Genomic DNA, 13,583 nt, shown 5'->3' with positions numbered 1-13,583 from the left:
GGAAGCGGGAGAAGCAAGCGGGCGAGGAAATTCGATTGGCAGAGACGGCACGGCGTGGTCGGATGGCCCGCATGTCCGATCTGCCGCCCGGCTGGCAGCTGCGCCGGCCCACCCTCGCCGACGCGCCCGCCATCCTCGCGCTCGTCCACGCCAGCGACATCGCCGCGGTGGGTGAACCCGACTTCACCCTGGACGAGGTGCACGAGGAGCTGACCGGGCCGCACACCGACATGAGCCGCGACTGCTGGCTGGCGATCGATCCGGCGGGCGCGATCGCCGGATGGGCGTACCCGCGGAATCCGACCGGGAAGGCCCGGGACTTCGCCGAGGTCTACGTGCACCCGGAGAACGGCCTGCCGGCGCAACGGCCGCTGCTGCGCCTGCTGATGGACCGGATGGCCGAGCGGGCCGCCGAACTGGGTCACCGGGTCTACTCGGTGCGGGCCGGGGCGATCCCGACCGAGACGCCGTACATCGAGGCGCTCACCGACGCCGGGTTCGTCTTCCTGAAGCAGCACGCCCGGATGCAGATGCCGCTCGCCGGTGTCGCGCACGAGCCGCCGGCGCCGCCCGCGGGCGTGACGGTACGGCCGGTGCGGGCCGCCGACGAGGACGAGATGCGCCGCTTCCACGCCGTCATCGAGGAGGCGTTCCAGGACTCCGACCACCGGGCGCTGACCTACCAGGCGTGGCGGGAGCAGGTCCGCGCGGAGTCGGATGTGCGTTTCGACGAGTGGTTCGCCGCCGAGGTGGACGGGGTTCTGGCCGGCGTGCTGCAGTCCGGAGGCTCGGGTGGCGACGAGACGAACGCCGAGGGGTGGGTGCGGTCTCTCGCGGTGCTCCGCCCGTACCGGAAGAGGGGGTTGGGTGAAGCTCTCCTCCGCCATGCCCTCGCCCGATATGCGCGCCAGGGGCGCACGAAGGCCGGGCTCGGCGTCGACCTGGCGAACCCGACCGACGCCGCGAGCCTGTACTTCAAGGTCGGTATGACGGCGTTGTACCGCGCGAACGTCTACGAGACGACGCTAGACCTCGGGTGAGCTCGTCCCGGTAGGGCGGGACCGCAGCTCCTGGACGTAGTCGTCGGGCGCGCCCGCTTTCTCCGCCGCATTGGCGATCTCGGAGAGGTACCACGCGGTGGGCAGGCCACCCTCGTACCCGGCGAAGACGTAGATCCAGGCGGGTACGTCACCGTCGAGCGTCGATACACGCACGGTGAGCTTCTGGTACGCCCCCGCTGTCACCCCCTCGACCTCGTCGAGTTGCGCGGCATCCCATTGGTGGACGTCGTAGAGGGAGACGAACACCCGGTCGCCTGGTGACTCGACGACCGTGGTTACCGCCCCCTCCCAGCCCATATCTCCCTCACCGGCGAAGGTGAGGCGCCAGCCTTCGATCCACCCCACGCCGACCATCGGCGAGTGCGGACAGTAGGCCCGCATGCGGGCGGGATCCAGATTCGAGCCATACGCGGCGTAGTGACGCACGGCGACGACGATAGCTGGCGAAGGGGGTAGTGAGAATATGGAACGTGCGTGTCGGCACGTTCAACCGGTTTTACATGGGTTTTCCGCTGCGGGTTGGCGGAGCCGTATTTGGAGGGGTTGTCGTCGTGAGTCGGATTGTCATCATCGGTGGGGGACCCGGGGGTTATGAGGCGGCTCTCGTCGCGGCCCAGCTCGGCGCCGAAGTCACCCTCGTCGAGGCGGACGGGCCGGGTGGCGCGTGCGTGCTGACCGACTGCGTCCCCTCCAAGACGTTCATCGCCAGTTCGGAGGTGATGACCGGTTATCGGCACAACGAGCGGTTCGGCATCTCCTCCGCCGGGCTGGACGGAGTGAGCGTCGACGCGGCGGCGGTGAACCAGCGGGTCAAGAAGCTGGCGCTGGCGCAGTCCGGTGACATCCAGACCAAGCTGATCAAGGCCGGGGTGGACGTGGTCCGGGGTCGCGCCAAGCTCGGCGAGGACCGGCTCGGGCACACCCACCAGGTGCTGATCACGCCGGAGGGGCGGGACACGTACGCGGTGGAGGCCGACACCGTGCTGCTCGCCACCGGCGCGACCCCGCGGGTGCTCTCCTCGATGCGCCCGGACGGCGACCGGATCCTGGACTGGCGGCAGGTCTACGACCTGACCGAGCTCCCCACCCACCTCGTCGTGATCGGTTCCGGTGTGACCGGCGCCGAGTTCGCCAGCGCTTACCTCGCCATGGGCGTGGAGGTGACGCTCGTCTCCAGCCGGGAGCGGGTGATGCCGCACGAGGACGCGGACGCCGCCATGGCGATCGAGCGGGTGTTCCGCGAGCGGGGCATGACGATCCTCAGCCAGGCCCGCGGCAAGTCGGTGGAGAACGCCGGCGACGGGGTCCGGGTGACCCTCGGCGACGGCAAGGTGATCGAGGCCTCGCACGCGCTGATCGCGGTCGGCGCCATTCCGAACACCGCCGACCTCGGCCTGGCGGAATACGGCGTGGCGGTCGGCGACGGCGGCTACGTGACGGTGGACCGGGTGTCCCGGACCAACGTGCCGGGCATCTACGCGGCCGGTGACTGCACCGGCGTGCTGCCGCTGGCCAGCGTGGCCGCCATGCAGGGCCGGATCGCGATCTGGCATGCGATGGGCGAGGCGGTGGCGCCGCTGCGGCTGCGTACGGTCTCGGCGAACGTCTTCACCGACCCCGAGCTCGCCACCGTCGGCCTCACGCAGAACGAGGTGGATTCCGGGCGTACGCCGGCCCGCCAGGTGATGCTGCCGCTGACCGGCAACGCGCGGGCCAAGATGGCCGGCCTCCAGGACGGTTTCGTGAAGCTCTTCTGCCGCCTGGCGACCGGCCAGATCATCGGTGGTGTCGTGGTGGCGCCGAAGGCGAGCGAGCTGATCCTGCCGATCACGATGGCGATCGAGAACAACCTGACTGTCGATCAGCTGGCGCACACCATCACGATCTACCCCTCACTCTCCGGGTCGATCGCGGAAGCGGCTCGTCAGCTGATGCAGCACGAGATCCAGTAGCGGGTTCGTCGCCTTCGTTGGCGGGCCTGCCTTCAGTGGGCCTGCCTTCGGTGGGCCCGCCTTCTTCGGTGGGCCCGCCGCCGAACAGGGCGAGGATCCAGCCGGCTGTGCCGAACACCACAGCGGCCGTGGCGGCCACCGCGAAGAGCCGCCACGCCGACTGGGTGATCGCGGTGCCGCCGAGGTGGCCGACCAGCCCGCCGTAACTGGCCCAGGCCAGCGAGGCGAGCCCGTCGTAGGCCACGAAGAGCTTGACCGGGTATCGCGTCCGGCCGGCGTGGTAGCCGGACGCCATCCGGCCGCCGGGCACGAACCGGCAGAGCAGCATCACGAGCGGGCCGGGCCGGCGCAGGCCGCGGGTGAACCGCTCGGCGGCCTTGCGGGTGCGGCCGGGCTCGCCGGCATCCTCGCCACGCGGCGCGAAGCGTTCGCGTAATGCGCTCAATCGGGCACCCGTCGACCGGCCCAGGACGAACGCCGCGGTGTCGCCGGCGAACATGCCGACAGCCCCGAGAGCGATCACCAGGGCGAGATCGAGATTGCCGTAGACAGTGAGCGCCCCAGAGGTGATCATGATGGCCTGAATGGGCACGACCGGCACGAGAGCGTCGATCGCCAGGAAACCGAACAGCGCGAGGTACGCCCAGGCGGGCGTGGCCAACATGGTCAGCAGTTCGGTCATCGGCTAGGTCACCTCGCGGCTTCGGGGCTCACGGCATTGTGCTGCGCCGTACCTGAGAGTGCGCTGTGCTGTGAATGCTCTGTCATCAGAATGCGCTTCGGTCAGACGTTCTCCGCCGTGACGACGGACACGGTACGTCCGAAGTTCACCCCGGCGCGCCTGGTTTTCGATGCGCCTGGAATCGGCGGCGTACGGTTGTCCTGCCCGTGCAGCCGGACCTCGGATCGTTCCGGCCGTGCGGCGCGGGCCGCCGGTAGGTCCCGTATCGGCGGCCCGCCCCTGGACTCCACACAGCGTTCTCGGCACAGCGCCTGACTCAACGAAGCAGCACGCCCGGCCGGTATGGCACCGGCCGGGCGTGGAAGTGCGGAGACGGTCAGGCGATCTCGCAGATCACCGTGCCGGCGGTGATGGTGGCGCCCACCTCGAGGGTGAGGCCGGCGACCGTGCCGGCCCGGTGCGCCTGGAGCGGCTGCTCCATCTTCATCGCCTCGATCACCACGATGGTGTCGCCCTCGGCCACCTCGTCGCCGTCCTGCACCGCGACCTTGACGATCGTGCCCTGCATCGGGGCGGTGAGCCCGCCGCTCGTGGCGGCCGCCGCCGCGCCACCACCACTGCGGGAACGGGCCGGGCTGCGCTTGGGGGCGGCTCCCGGCGTACCGGAGAAGAAGGTCTTGGGAAGTCGCACCTCGATGCGCTTGCCGCCCACCTCGACCACGACGGTCTCCCGCTCGGCGGCCTCCGCGGAGGTAGCCGCGGGAGCGGTGAACGGCGGCACCGTGTTGTCCCACTCGGTCTCGATCCACCGGGTGTGCACGGTGAACGGCTCGCCGGTGAACGCCTCGTCGCGGATCACCGCGCGGTGGAACGGCAGAACCGTGGCGATGCCCTCGATCACCGTCTCGTCCAGCACACGACGGGACCGTTCCAAGGCCTCGGCCCGGGTCGCGCCGGTCACGATGATCTTCGCGAGCATCGAGTCGAAGTTGCCGCCGATCACGCTGCCCTTCTCCACGCCCGAGTCGACCCGGACGCCCGGCCCGAACGGCCAGGTCAGCTCGGTGACCGTGCCCGGCGCCGGCAGGAATCCGCGGCCCGCGTCCTCGCCGTTGATCCGGAACTCGATGGAGTGGCCGCGCGGGATCGGGTCCTCGGTGAACGGCAGCGGCTCACCGGAGGCGATCCGGAACTGCTCGCGGACCAGGTCGACACCGGCGGTCTCCTCGCTGACCGGGTGCTCCACCTGCAGACGCGTGTTGACCTCCAGGAACGAGATCGTCCCGTCCTGGCCCACCAGGTATTCGACAGTGCCGGCGCCGTAGTAGCCGGCCTCCCGGCAGATCGCCTTCGCCGACTCGTGGATCTCGGCACGCTGCTCGGCGCTGAGGAACGGCGCGGGCGCCTCCTCGACCAGCTTCTGGTGCCGGCGCTGCAGCGAGCAGTCCCGGGTGCCGACCACCACGACATTGCCGTGCGTGTCCGCCAGAACCTGCGCCTCGACGTGCCGCGGCCGGTCCAGGTATCGCTCGACGAAGCACTCACCCCGACCGAAGGCGGCCACCGCCTCGCGGGTTGCGCTCTCGAAGAGGGCAGGGATCTCTTCGATCGTACGAGCGACCTTCAGCCCGCGACCGCCACCGCCGAACGCCGCCTTGATCGCCACGGGCAGCCCGTGCTGCTCGGCGAAGGCGACGATCTCCGCTGCCCCGGACACCGGGTCGGGGGTGCCCGGCACCAGCGGGGCGCCGGCCCGCTGCGCGATGTGACGTGCGGTGACCTTGTCGCCCAGGTCGCGGATCGCCTGAGGGCTCGGACCGATCCAGATCAGGCCCGCGCCGAGCACCGCCTCGGCGAACTCGGCGTTCTCGGAGAGGAACCCGTAACCCGGGTGAACCGCGTCGGCGCCGCTGCGCGCTGCCACGTCGAGCAGCTTGTCGATCCGCAGGTAGGTGTCGGCGGCCGTCTCACCGTCGAGCGCGAAGGCCTCGTCGGCCGCTCGCGCGTGCAACGCGTCCCGGTCGCTGTCCGCGTAGACGGCGACGCTCGTGAGGCCGGCGTCCTTGCAGGCCCGGATCACCCGGAGGGCGATCTCGCCACGGTTGGCGATCAATATCTTCCGCACGTGGAGAGCCTAACGGTCGTTCTGCTCTTTCGGGCGTGCTGCGAATCTGGATTTACTTTTACTTTCTCCACAAGGCGGTGATCGGGACACCCATCTGCGCCAGGAGGTTGCGCAGCAGCGGCAGCGACAGGCCGATCACGTTGCCCGGATCCCCCTCGATCCGGTCGACGAAAGCGCCACCCCGGCCGTCCAGCGTGAAGGCGCCGGCCACCTGCAACGGCTCGCCGGACGCCACGTACGCCTCGATCTCGGCGTCGCTCACATCGGCGAAGTGGACCGTCGTCGTACCGACCGCCTCCGCCTGCAAGCCGCTGACCAGACCCGTCAGATGGTGGCCGGTGTGCAGCACGCCGGACTTGCCGCGCATCGCCGACCAGCGCTTGATCGCCTCCTCGGGACTGGCCGGCTTGCCGAAGACCTCGCTGCCGAACGCCAGCACCGAATCGCAGCCGAGCACCAGCGCCCCCGGATCCGCCGGCAGGTCGGCGGCCACCGTGCGGGCCTTCATCCGGGCCAGGGCCAGGCACAGCGTGTACGCGTCCTCGGCGTCGACGACGCTTTCGTCCACGCCGCTCACGATGACCTCGGCGTCGATGCCGGCGCCGGTCAGGAGGGCGCGGCGGGCCGGGCTGGCCGAGGCGAGGATCAGGCGGTACGTGATGTCGGTCTGCACGGGAAAGGAGCCTACAAGGCATCCGAGTGTCACGGTGGGCGCAAGCTGCATGTTTCCGCCGTTCAAGCCCGGTTCCGGGGGATCCTGCCGATCGTGGGGCCGGGGTCGGGCGGGTCCTCGGGGGTGGGCTCGATGATCGGGGGGACGCCCTCGGCGATCTCCCAGAAGGGGTCCGGGAAGTGGCCGGGCGGTCGGGGTGGCTGGTGGCCGATCGGGCCGTTGAGGGGTGGTGGCAGGGTCTGAGACGGGTGGGGCGGGGTGGCGCCGATGACGCCGTGCAGGGCTGAAAGCGACATTTCGAATTTGTCGGGCGCGGGATGGCTCGGTGGCGACTGGCCCAGGACGAGGCCCTCGGATCTTGGAGTGGTGGTATTCCGGCTCGGCTCCTGATGAGGGCTTGCGGGGCTCCTTGCTTCGCCTCCTGTCGTCTCCGCGCTGCCTGCTGCCGGGTCGGGTCTGCTGCCGATGGGCCTTGCGGTGTCGGGCGGCGTTCTTGCGGATCTTGGATTGGCTTGTATCGCCGATATCGCAGATCTCGAAGCGGCCTGCGTCGCCGCGTTACTTTCCGGCGCCGCAGATCTCGGAGCGGCGGTGTCTGCTCGCGGGGTCGCAGATCTTGGAGTGGCGCTGGTCCCTCGCGGTGTCGTAGATCTTGGAGCAGGGGTGGCTCCGCGTGGCGTCGCGGATCTTTCCGCAGGAGTGGCTCCGCGTGGTGTCGCGGATCTTGGAATGGGTGTGGCTTCTCGCGGCGTCGCGGATCTTGGAATGGCAGCGCCTGCCTTCGCTCCCGGCGTCGTGGATCTTGGAACGGCAGTGCCTGCCCCTGCTCCCGGCGTCCTGGATCTTGGAAAGGCAGTGCCTGCCCTCGCTCCCGGCATCGTGGATCTTGGGGCTGCGGTGGTCCCTCGCGGTGTCGCGGATCTTGGATTGCCGGCGGCTGATTCCGACGCCGTGGATCTTGGATCGGTGAGGGTGGGTGCTGTGCGGGGGAGGGGGAGTCGCAGACCGGCCGTCGTGTCGAGGTCGGGCTCGTAGGGTCTGGGGACCACCAGTGCGCTCTGTGCCTTGGCCAGTTCGGTGCTCAGCGACTGCATCACCATCCGGGCCCGCGCTTCCAGCAGCGCCTGCCGGCCCTCCGGGACCGGGCGCTGTGGTGGAACTCCGCGCGCCTTGCCCGGTGACAGCTGGTAGAGCCGTTTCGCCTCGGCGAACGCGGCGAGCAGCACCTCGTTGGCCGCGTGTTCCCGGTGAATCTCGGCCATCTGTTGTCGCGCTGATTGCAGGGCGCCGGTCGCCCCGCTGAAGGCGCGCTGGTTGGCGATCGCGGCCTCGGACGTCTCCTCCAGGTCGGCGATCAGCGCGTCCAGGCGGGTGAAGTAGGCGGCCGCCGCCCGGCTGCGGGACGGATCCCAGGCCGTGGCCAGCCGATCGCGGTAGTCCCGCACGTCGGCGAGGTGTCGCAGCGCCAGATCGTGGGACTGCCGCCAGCCGCCGATCAGCCGGGCGTTGGCCTCCGGATCGTGGGAGGCGAGCATCGCCCACATCTGGTCCAGCCGCAGGGACGCCCAGTCGGTCCCGCCACCGCCGCCGGTCGAGGCGATCATGTTCTGCTCAGGAGATCGCGGGCCGCAGTGTCGCTCCGCGCGTACCGGGAACCGGTCTCCCGTGCCGCCTCGGCGAGACCGAACGTGCCGTTGGCGAAATGGTGGACGTTGGCGAGGGTGACCTCCTGTGCCCGCTCGTGCGCGTGCAGGAAGAGGTGGAGCTCGGTGAACCCGCGATCGGCGGCAGGCATCCGGGTGGACATGGCGTCGCTGACCGTCACGGCCCGCGGGGCGTAGTCGCGCTCGACCGCGGAGGCCAGCCGGGCGGCGGCCTCCTCCATGGCGAGGAGGTCCGCCTCGATGTGACCAGCGTCGCGGAGATCAAGACTCACGGGGGGCCTCCGAACGCGAAGGGGTGACGCAGATGAGGTTATCCGGTCACGCCGCGTATGACTGCCCCCTGTGGACAGCCGTTATCGGGGCAGAGCAGACGCCCGCCATCCGCGCGACGCGCCCGAAGGACGCGCAGATTGCGCCCATTCCGAGACTGGTTGTGATGGAGTTTCGGAATTGACCGAAGTGGATCGAGATGTCAGGATGGCGGCCAGCGCGGCCAGCTCATGATCGTCTAGGCTTCCTCGTACGACGCTGACCAGCGGTTCCTCATTCATCAACCGAGCGTACGACGGGTACCCGGAGATCCGGTGACACGTGTCCCACACTCGGCTGATCAATTCGCGGCCGCTCGACAGAACCAGGTATTTTCTGCGTGATGTCTTCTTCTCCCCCACTCGTTGTCGCTGATCGGTACCGGCTCGTTGCGCCGCTCGGTCAGGGCGGGATGGGGCGTGTCTGGCGGGCGACGGACGTCGTCCTGCACCGGGACGTGGCCATCAAGGAGCTCGTCCCGCCGCCCGGACTCACCCCGGCCGAGCGGCAGGAGATGCGCGAGCGCTCACTGCGTGAGGCACGCGCCATCGCCAGGCTCAACAACATCAACGTGGTGCGCGTCTTCGACGTGCTGCGGACCGACGCGGACCCGTGGATCGTCATGGAGTACGTCGCATCCCGCTCACTCCAGGACACCCTCGCGCAGGACGGGCCGTTCGACTCGGTCCGGGCCGCCGAGATCGGCCTGGGCGTGCTCAACGCGCTGCGCGCCGCGCACCGGGCCGGCGTCGTGCACCGCGACGTCAAGCCGGGCAACGTGCTGATCGGCAACGACGGGCGGGTCGTGCTGACCGATTTCGGTCTGGCGACGGTCCCCGGCGACCCGAACGTGACCCGCACCGGGCTGGTGCTGGGCTCCCCGGCGTACATCGCACCCGAGCGCGCCCGTGACGGCACAGCCGGCGCCGCGGCCGACCTCTGGTCGCTGGGCGCCACCCTCTTCGCCGCGGTGGAGGGGCAGTCGCCGTTCGCGCGGCCGTCCGCCATCGCCACGCTCGCCGCGCTGGCGACCGAGAACGTCCCGCCGGCGCGCAACGCGGGACAACTCAAGCCGGTGCTCAACGGGCTGCTGCGCAAGGACCCCGCCCACCGCATCAACGCGGAGGAGGCCGAACGCCTGCTGGCCCGGGCCGCCGGGCGGCGTTCCAAGATCGCGTTCCCGATGAGCCCGACCATGCGCCGCCCCGGTGTCGGCCGTGAGCGCCCGTCGCTGCCGAGCGGTCCCGGCGGTCCGCCGGTGCTGCCCGGTTCCGGCTGGGCGACCGGTTCCGCGCCGGTTGTGCCGACACCCCGCCCGCCGGTCACCCCGGCGCCGCAGGGCCAGCAGTACGGACAGGTTCCCGGCCAGCCGCCGCAGGGTCAGCCCGGTCGTGGACAGCAGCCGCAGGGTCAGCCCGGTCGTGGGCAGCAGCCGCAGGGCCAGCCGGTTCGTGGTCAGCAGCAGGGTCAGCAGCCGCAGGGTCAGCCGGGTCGTGGGCAGCAGCCCCAAGGTCAGCCTGGTCGTGGGCAGCAGCCGCAGGGTCAGCCCGGTTTCGGTCAGCAGGGGCAGCCGCAGCAGGGGCAGCCGCAGCATGGGCAGCCGCCGCATGGTCAGCCGCCTCAGGGCCGGCCGCCGGTTTTCGTGCCCGGCAAGGCGCCCGTCGGTGGTCCGCCGCCGTCGGACGCTCCGCGCGGCCCGCAGCCGCCTCGTGGTCCGCAGCAGCCGCCGCGTGGAGTGCAGCCGGGTGCGCCGAAGCCGCTCGACGCCACACGCATCGATACGCCGCCGGTCACTGATTCTTCTTCTCCGGGTACGGGCTACGCCCCACCCGCCGCGCCACGCCGCCCCGCCGGTCCGCCCACGTCGCCGGTGAGCCCGGCCCGGGTCGGGTTCACGGCCGCCGACGTCGTGGCCAACCGGCGCAAGCAGGCAGCGCCGGAACACGAGCGTTCCCTGGCGGCGGCGACCGGCGCCTACCCGATCGTCCCGGCGCCGGAGGAGTCCGCCCAGGCCACCACGGTGATGCCGGCCGGCGGTATCCCCGGCCAGCAGTCGGCCTCCGCCAAACCGTCCGCGCCCACCAAGCCGGTCCCCGCCCAGCCGTCCGCGCCCACCACCGCGCCGGTCGAGGTGCAACCGTCCACTGCGGAGGCTCCCCCGGCTGACGGCGCTGTGTCCGCCGCTGCGGCGAAGATCGCCTTCCCGGTGCAGAAGCCGGTGGAGTCCGCCGAGGCCGATGGCGCTTCCGAGAACGCCGACGAGCAGAACGCCGGCAAGGAGACCACCGGCAAGGAGACCACCGGCAAGGAGACCACCGGCAAGGAGGGCTCCGGCGAGGGTGACTCCGCTGCGACCTCTACGAGTGAGGCCGCAGCCACCGGCACGACCAAGGACGAAGCGCCCGAATCGGACGCGGCCGAGACTGCATCGCCTGAGCAGAACGGCACCGCGCAGGACGGGACCGTGCAGAACGGGACCGTGCAGGACGGGACCGCGCAAGACAGGTCCGAGCGGGACACGCCCGAGCAGAGCGGGACCGAGAAGCAGAGCGAGCCCGAGGCCGACCAGCCCGAGGTCGAAGCTGCGGATTCCACTGGCTCCGAGCGCTCCAAGGACTCCAAGGTCTCCGAGGATTCCAAGATCTCCGAACCTGCGACCGTCGATTCTCCAGCAGCCGAGGTCAAGGCAGCCGAGGTTAAGGCAGCTGAGGTCAAGCCAGCTGAGGTCAAGGCAGCCGAGGTCAAGGCTGCTGAAGTCGAGGCCGCCGTGGTCGAGGCCGCCGTGGTCGAAGCCGCCCATGACTCGGCAAATCAGGACGAATCCGTCGCGGGTGGGGCGGAGGACAAGACCTCCGTTCAGAAGAGCGAGGACAAGACGTCGGTCCTGGTCGGAGGGATGAAGCCGGCCGACCCCGACAAGACCTCGGTCGTCAGCGCGGACAAGTTGCCGGACGCGGACAAGACGTCGGTCATGGGCGCGGGCAAGGGCGTGGACGCCGACAAGACGTCGGTCATGGGCGCGGGCAAGGGCCTGGCCGCCGACAAGACGTCGGTCGTCAGCGCGGACAAGTCGCCGGATGCGGACAAGACGTCGGTCATGGGCGCGGGCAAGGGCGCGGACGCCGACAAGACGTCGGTCGTGAGTGCGGGCAAGGACCCGGACAGGACGTCGATCGTCGCTCCGCTGTCGCCGCCCGGGCCGAGGCGTGGGCCGAGCACTCCGGTGGCCGACTCGGAGACGCGGGTCGTCGGGAACTTCGGTGGCGCGCCCGGTTTCGAGCGGCCCAGCCGGCCGGCGTGGACGCCGATGCCGATGCGGCCGACGGAGCGGCGTGGCATCACCGTCTTCGGCACGACGCTCACGCACCGGCAGGCTGCGATCGGCCTCGGGATCGTGCTCACGTTCCTGCTGCTCATCGTCATCATCGCGGTGCAGGCGTTCGGCGAGGACGCGAAGAGCGCGAACGGCGCGACGCCGGCGGGCAACGGCGCTGCCGCGACCGGGAAGCCGGCGACGGGCGATAGTGCCGCCCCGGCCAAGGGGCAGACGTCGAAGCCTGCGGCGAGCAGCCCGGCCACCGCGGCCAGTCCCAGCGTGGCGCCGAGTTCGGCGGGTGCCGGCGGCGTGCCGAGCGGCTGGCGTACGTACAACGGCTCTGGTTTCAGCGTCCCTCTCCCGAAGGGCGCCTCGGTGTCCGGGGGCGGGAGCGAGACCAAGGTCAACTACAACAACCGCCTGATGCTGATCAACAAGATCGACCAGGATCTCGACGACCCGGTCGAATACCTGGAGCAGCAGAGCACCAGCCACTACCGGAGCTACAACAACCTCGGCATCTCCGAGGTCGACTACAACGGTGACGCGGCCGACTGGAACTTCACCTACACCACGAACAGCGGCGGCAACCCGCAGCGCGTGGTGAAGCGGGTCTTCGAGGTCGAGGACACCACGTGGACGATCGCGTGGTACACCTCGCCGGAGGACTGGGACGCCGCGAAGGCCGACCTCGACGCGATCTTCCAGGGATTCAAGGCGCGCTGATTGCACCCCCATTCCGCTGGGTACTGGATCCAGCATCACGGATGGAGGTACATCATGAACTGCCGACGACACGGCAGTAAGCCGACGATCGCCCTCTGGATGCTGGTCGCGGTGGCCGACCTGGCGATTCTCGTCGCCGCCACCGGATTCGTCATGGTCTTCCTGACCCTCGCGGCGCTGGCCGTGGTGGCCGGTGGCGTGGTCGCCGTCCGCTCACTGCGCCGCCCGCAGCCCGAGCCGGTGGAAGTGACAGCCCGCCGCCGCGCATAGCGCGACGACGAAGACGCAGCGCATCCGGACATAGCGTGATCGGATACAGTCCCCCGCGTGTTGTCGATCGACGGTGTGACTGACCTGTGGGATCAACTCCTCGGCGCTCAGCCCGATCCACCTGGTCTGCTGGTGTTGCTGACCGCGGTGGCCGGGTTCCTCGCGGTGGCGTTCCGCCCGGTGTGGCGGGTCGCCCGGAACGCCGTGACGATCGCCCATGAGGGTGGTCACGCGCTGATCGCGCTGCTGACCGGACGGAAGCTGCGGGGCATCCGCCTCGAGTTCGACACGTCCGGCCTGACTCTCTCGGCGGGCCGCCCGACCGGACCCGGGATGATCCTGACCCTGCTCGGCGGCTACATCGCGCCGTCGCTCGTCGGGGTGCTCGGCGCCTGGCTGCTCGGCGGCAACCGGATCACGTTGCTGCTCTGGCTCGCCGTGGTGCTGCTGCTCCTCATGCTGATCAACATCAGGAACCTGTTCGGCGTGGTCTCGCTGGTGATCACCGGCGCGATCGTCTTCGCCGTCTCCTGGTACGCGTCCCCGCAGGTGCAGGCGGCCTTCGCGTACGCAGGGGTCTGGTTCCTGCTCTTCGGCGGGGTCCGGCCGGTCTTCGAGCTGCAGAAGCTGCGCAGCCGGGGCCGCATGCGCGACTCGGACGCCGACCAGCTGAGCCGCCTGACCCACCTGCCCGCCCTGTTCTGGGTGGGCGTCTTCCTCGTGGTGAACCTGGCGGCCCTGCTGACCGGTGCCTTCCTGCTCGCCGGCCAGTGGCTTCCGGCGACGGCTGCCTGATCAAAACCGC

12 protein-coding genes are annotated in these 13,583 nt (G+C 70.3%); 5 read left to right on the top strand and 7 right to left on the bottom strand.

The genetic code is table 11. From position 1 onward, the window contains the following. The first annotated feature begins 71 nt into the window (after nt 1-71). Nucleotides 72-1,040, top strand: a complete 969-nt coding sequence (locus EP757_RS07280) for a GNAT family N-acetyltransferase (protein ID WP_127543431.1) — start codon at nt 72-74, stop codon at nt 1,038-1,040. On the opposite strand, the gene EP757_RS07275 is transcribed toward EP757_RS07280, so the two are convergent. Continuing rightward, complete coding sequence (locus EP757_RS07275) at nt 1,026-1,487, bottom strand: gamma-glutamylcyclotransferase (protein WP_127543430.1); 462 nt, start codon at nt 1,485-1,487, stop codon at nt 1,026-1,028. The two genes, EP757_RS07280 and EP757_RS07275, sit on opposite strands and share 15 nt — an antisense overlap. 125 nt (nt 1,488-1,612) lie before the next feature. Here EP757_RS07275 and EP757_RS07270 point away from each other — a divergent pair, with 125 nt between their 5' ends. Next, complete coding sequence (locus tag EP757_RS07270; protein WP_127543429.1) at nt 1,613-3,013, top strand: NAD(P)H-quinone dehydrogenase; 1,401 nt, start codon at nt 1,613-1,615, stop codon at nt 3,011-3,013. Here the strand turns inward: EP757_RS07270 and EP757_RS07265 are convergent. From EP757_RS07265 to EP757_RS07240, 6 genes are all read right to left on the bottom strand, one after another. Then, on the bottom strand, nt 2,940-3,695 hold the full coding sequence (locus EP757_RS07265; RefSeq protein WP_127543428.1) for a DedA family protein: 756 nt from the start codon (nt 3,693-3,695) through the stop codon (nt 2,940-2,942). The two genes, EP757_RS07270 and EP757_RS07265, sit on opposite strands and share 74 nt — an antisense overlap. Nucleotides 3,696-4,071: 376 nt before the next feature. Beyond that, nucleotides 4,072-5,820 (bottom strand): biotin carboxylase N-terminal domain-containing protein, encoded by a 1,749-nt coding sequence (locus tag EP757_RS07260; RefSeq protein WP_127543427.1) that lies wholly within the window; start codon nt 5,818-5,820, stop codon nt 4,072-4,074. A 58-nt stretch (nt 5,821-5,878) separates the two neighbouring features. Next, a complete protein-coding gene (locus EP757_RS07255; protein WP_127543426.1) occupies nt 5,879-6,493 on the bottom strand; it encodes a nucleoside triphosphate pyrophosphatase in 615 nt (204 codons plus the stop codon). 62 nt (nt 6,494-6,555) lie between these two features. Then, nucleotides 6,556-8,097 carry a hypothetical protein gene (locus EP757_RS07250; protein ID WP_127543425.1) on the bottom strand — a complete coding sequence of 514 codons (1,542 nt, stop codon included), beginning with the start codon at nt 8,095-8,097 and terminating at the stop codon, nt 6,556-6,558. Continuing rightward, on the bottom strand, nt 8,094-8,429 hold the full coding sequence (locus EP757_RS07245) for a hypothetical protein (RefSeq protein WP_127543424.1): 336 nt from the start codon (nt 8,427-8,429) through the stop codon (nt 8,094-8,096). The genes EP757_RS07250 and EP757_RS07245 overlap by 4 nt, the downstream gene beginning before the upstream one ends. Before the next feature lie 81 nt (nt 8,430-8,510). Further along, nucleotides 8,511-8,708, bottom strand: coding sequence for an acyl-CoA carboxylase subunit epsilon (locus EP757_RS07240; RefSeq protein ID WP_127543423.1), 198 nt, complete (start codon nt 8,706-8,708; stop codon nt 8,511-8,513). Between the two features lie 101 nt (nt 8,709-8,809). Here EP757_RS07240 and EP757_RS44760 point away from each other — a divergent pair, with 101 nt between their 5' ends. The 3 genes from EP757_RS44760 to EP757_RS07225 are packed head-to-tail and all read left to right on the top strand — an operon-like array spanning nt 8,810 to nt 13,573. Beyond that, nucleotides 8,810-12,508: a protein kinase gene (locus EP757_RS44760; RefSeq protein WP_370457779.1), complete on the top strand. Its 3,699-nt coding sequence runs from the start codon at nt 8,810-8,812 to the stop codon at nt 12,506-12,508. A gap of 54 nt (nt 12,509-12,562) precedes the next feature. After that, the gene (locus EP757_RS07230) at nt 12,563-12,778 is read left to right on the top strand and encodes a hypothetical protein (protein WP_127543422.1); all 216 of its coding nucleotides are present in this window, start codon (nt 12,563-12,565) and stop codon (nt 12,776-12,778) included. 57 nt (nt 12,779-12,835) lie between these two features. Then, a complete protein-coding gene (locus EP757_RS07225; RefSeq protein ID WP_127543421.1) occupies nt 12,836-13,573 on the top strand; it encodes a M50 family metallopeptidase in 738 nt (245 codons plus the stop codon). Nucleotides 13,574-13,583: the final 10 nt, after the last annotated feature.

The organism is Actinoplanes sp. OR16, assembly GCF_004001265.1.
Classification (GTDB): domain Bacteria; phylum Actinomycetota; class Actinomycetes; order Mycobacteriales; family Micromonosporaceae; genus Actinoplanes.
Note: the sequence above shows the minus strand (reverse complement) of the source record. Positions and strands in the feature narration are given on the sequence as shown.

What these genes read in the sequence shown, in the direction of transcription:
- EP757_RS44760 (WP_370457779.1), top strand. Translation starts at nt 8,810, where the DNA reads ATGTCTTCTTCTCCCCCACTCGTTGTCGCTGATCGGTACCGGCTCGTT.
- EP757_RS07280 (WP_127543431.1), top strand. Translation starts at nt 72, where the DNA reads ATGTCCGATCTGCCGCCCGGCTGGCAGCTGCGCCGGCCCACCCTCGCC.
- EP757_RS07230 (WP_127543422.1), top strand. Translation starts at nt 12,563, where the DNA reads ATGAACTGCCGACGACACGGCAGTAAGCCGACGATCGCCCTCTGGATG.
- EP757_RS07250 (WP_127543425.1), bottom strand. Translation starts at nt 8,097, where the DNA reads ATGATCGCCTCGACCGGCGGCGGTGGCGGGACCGACTGGGCGTCCCTG.
- EP757_RS07240 (WP_127543423.1), bottom strand. Translation starts at nt 8,708, where the DNA reads ATGAATGAGGAACCGCTGGTCAGCGTCGTACGAGGAAGCCTAGACGAT.
- EP757_RS07265 (WP_127543428.1), bottom strand. Translation starts at nt 3,695, where the DNA reads ATGACCGAACTGCTGACCATGTTGGCCACGCCCGCCTGGGCGTACCTC.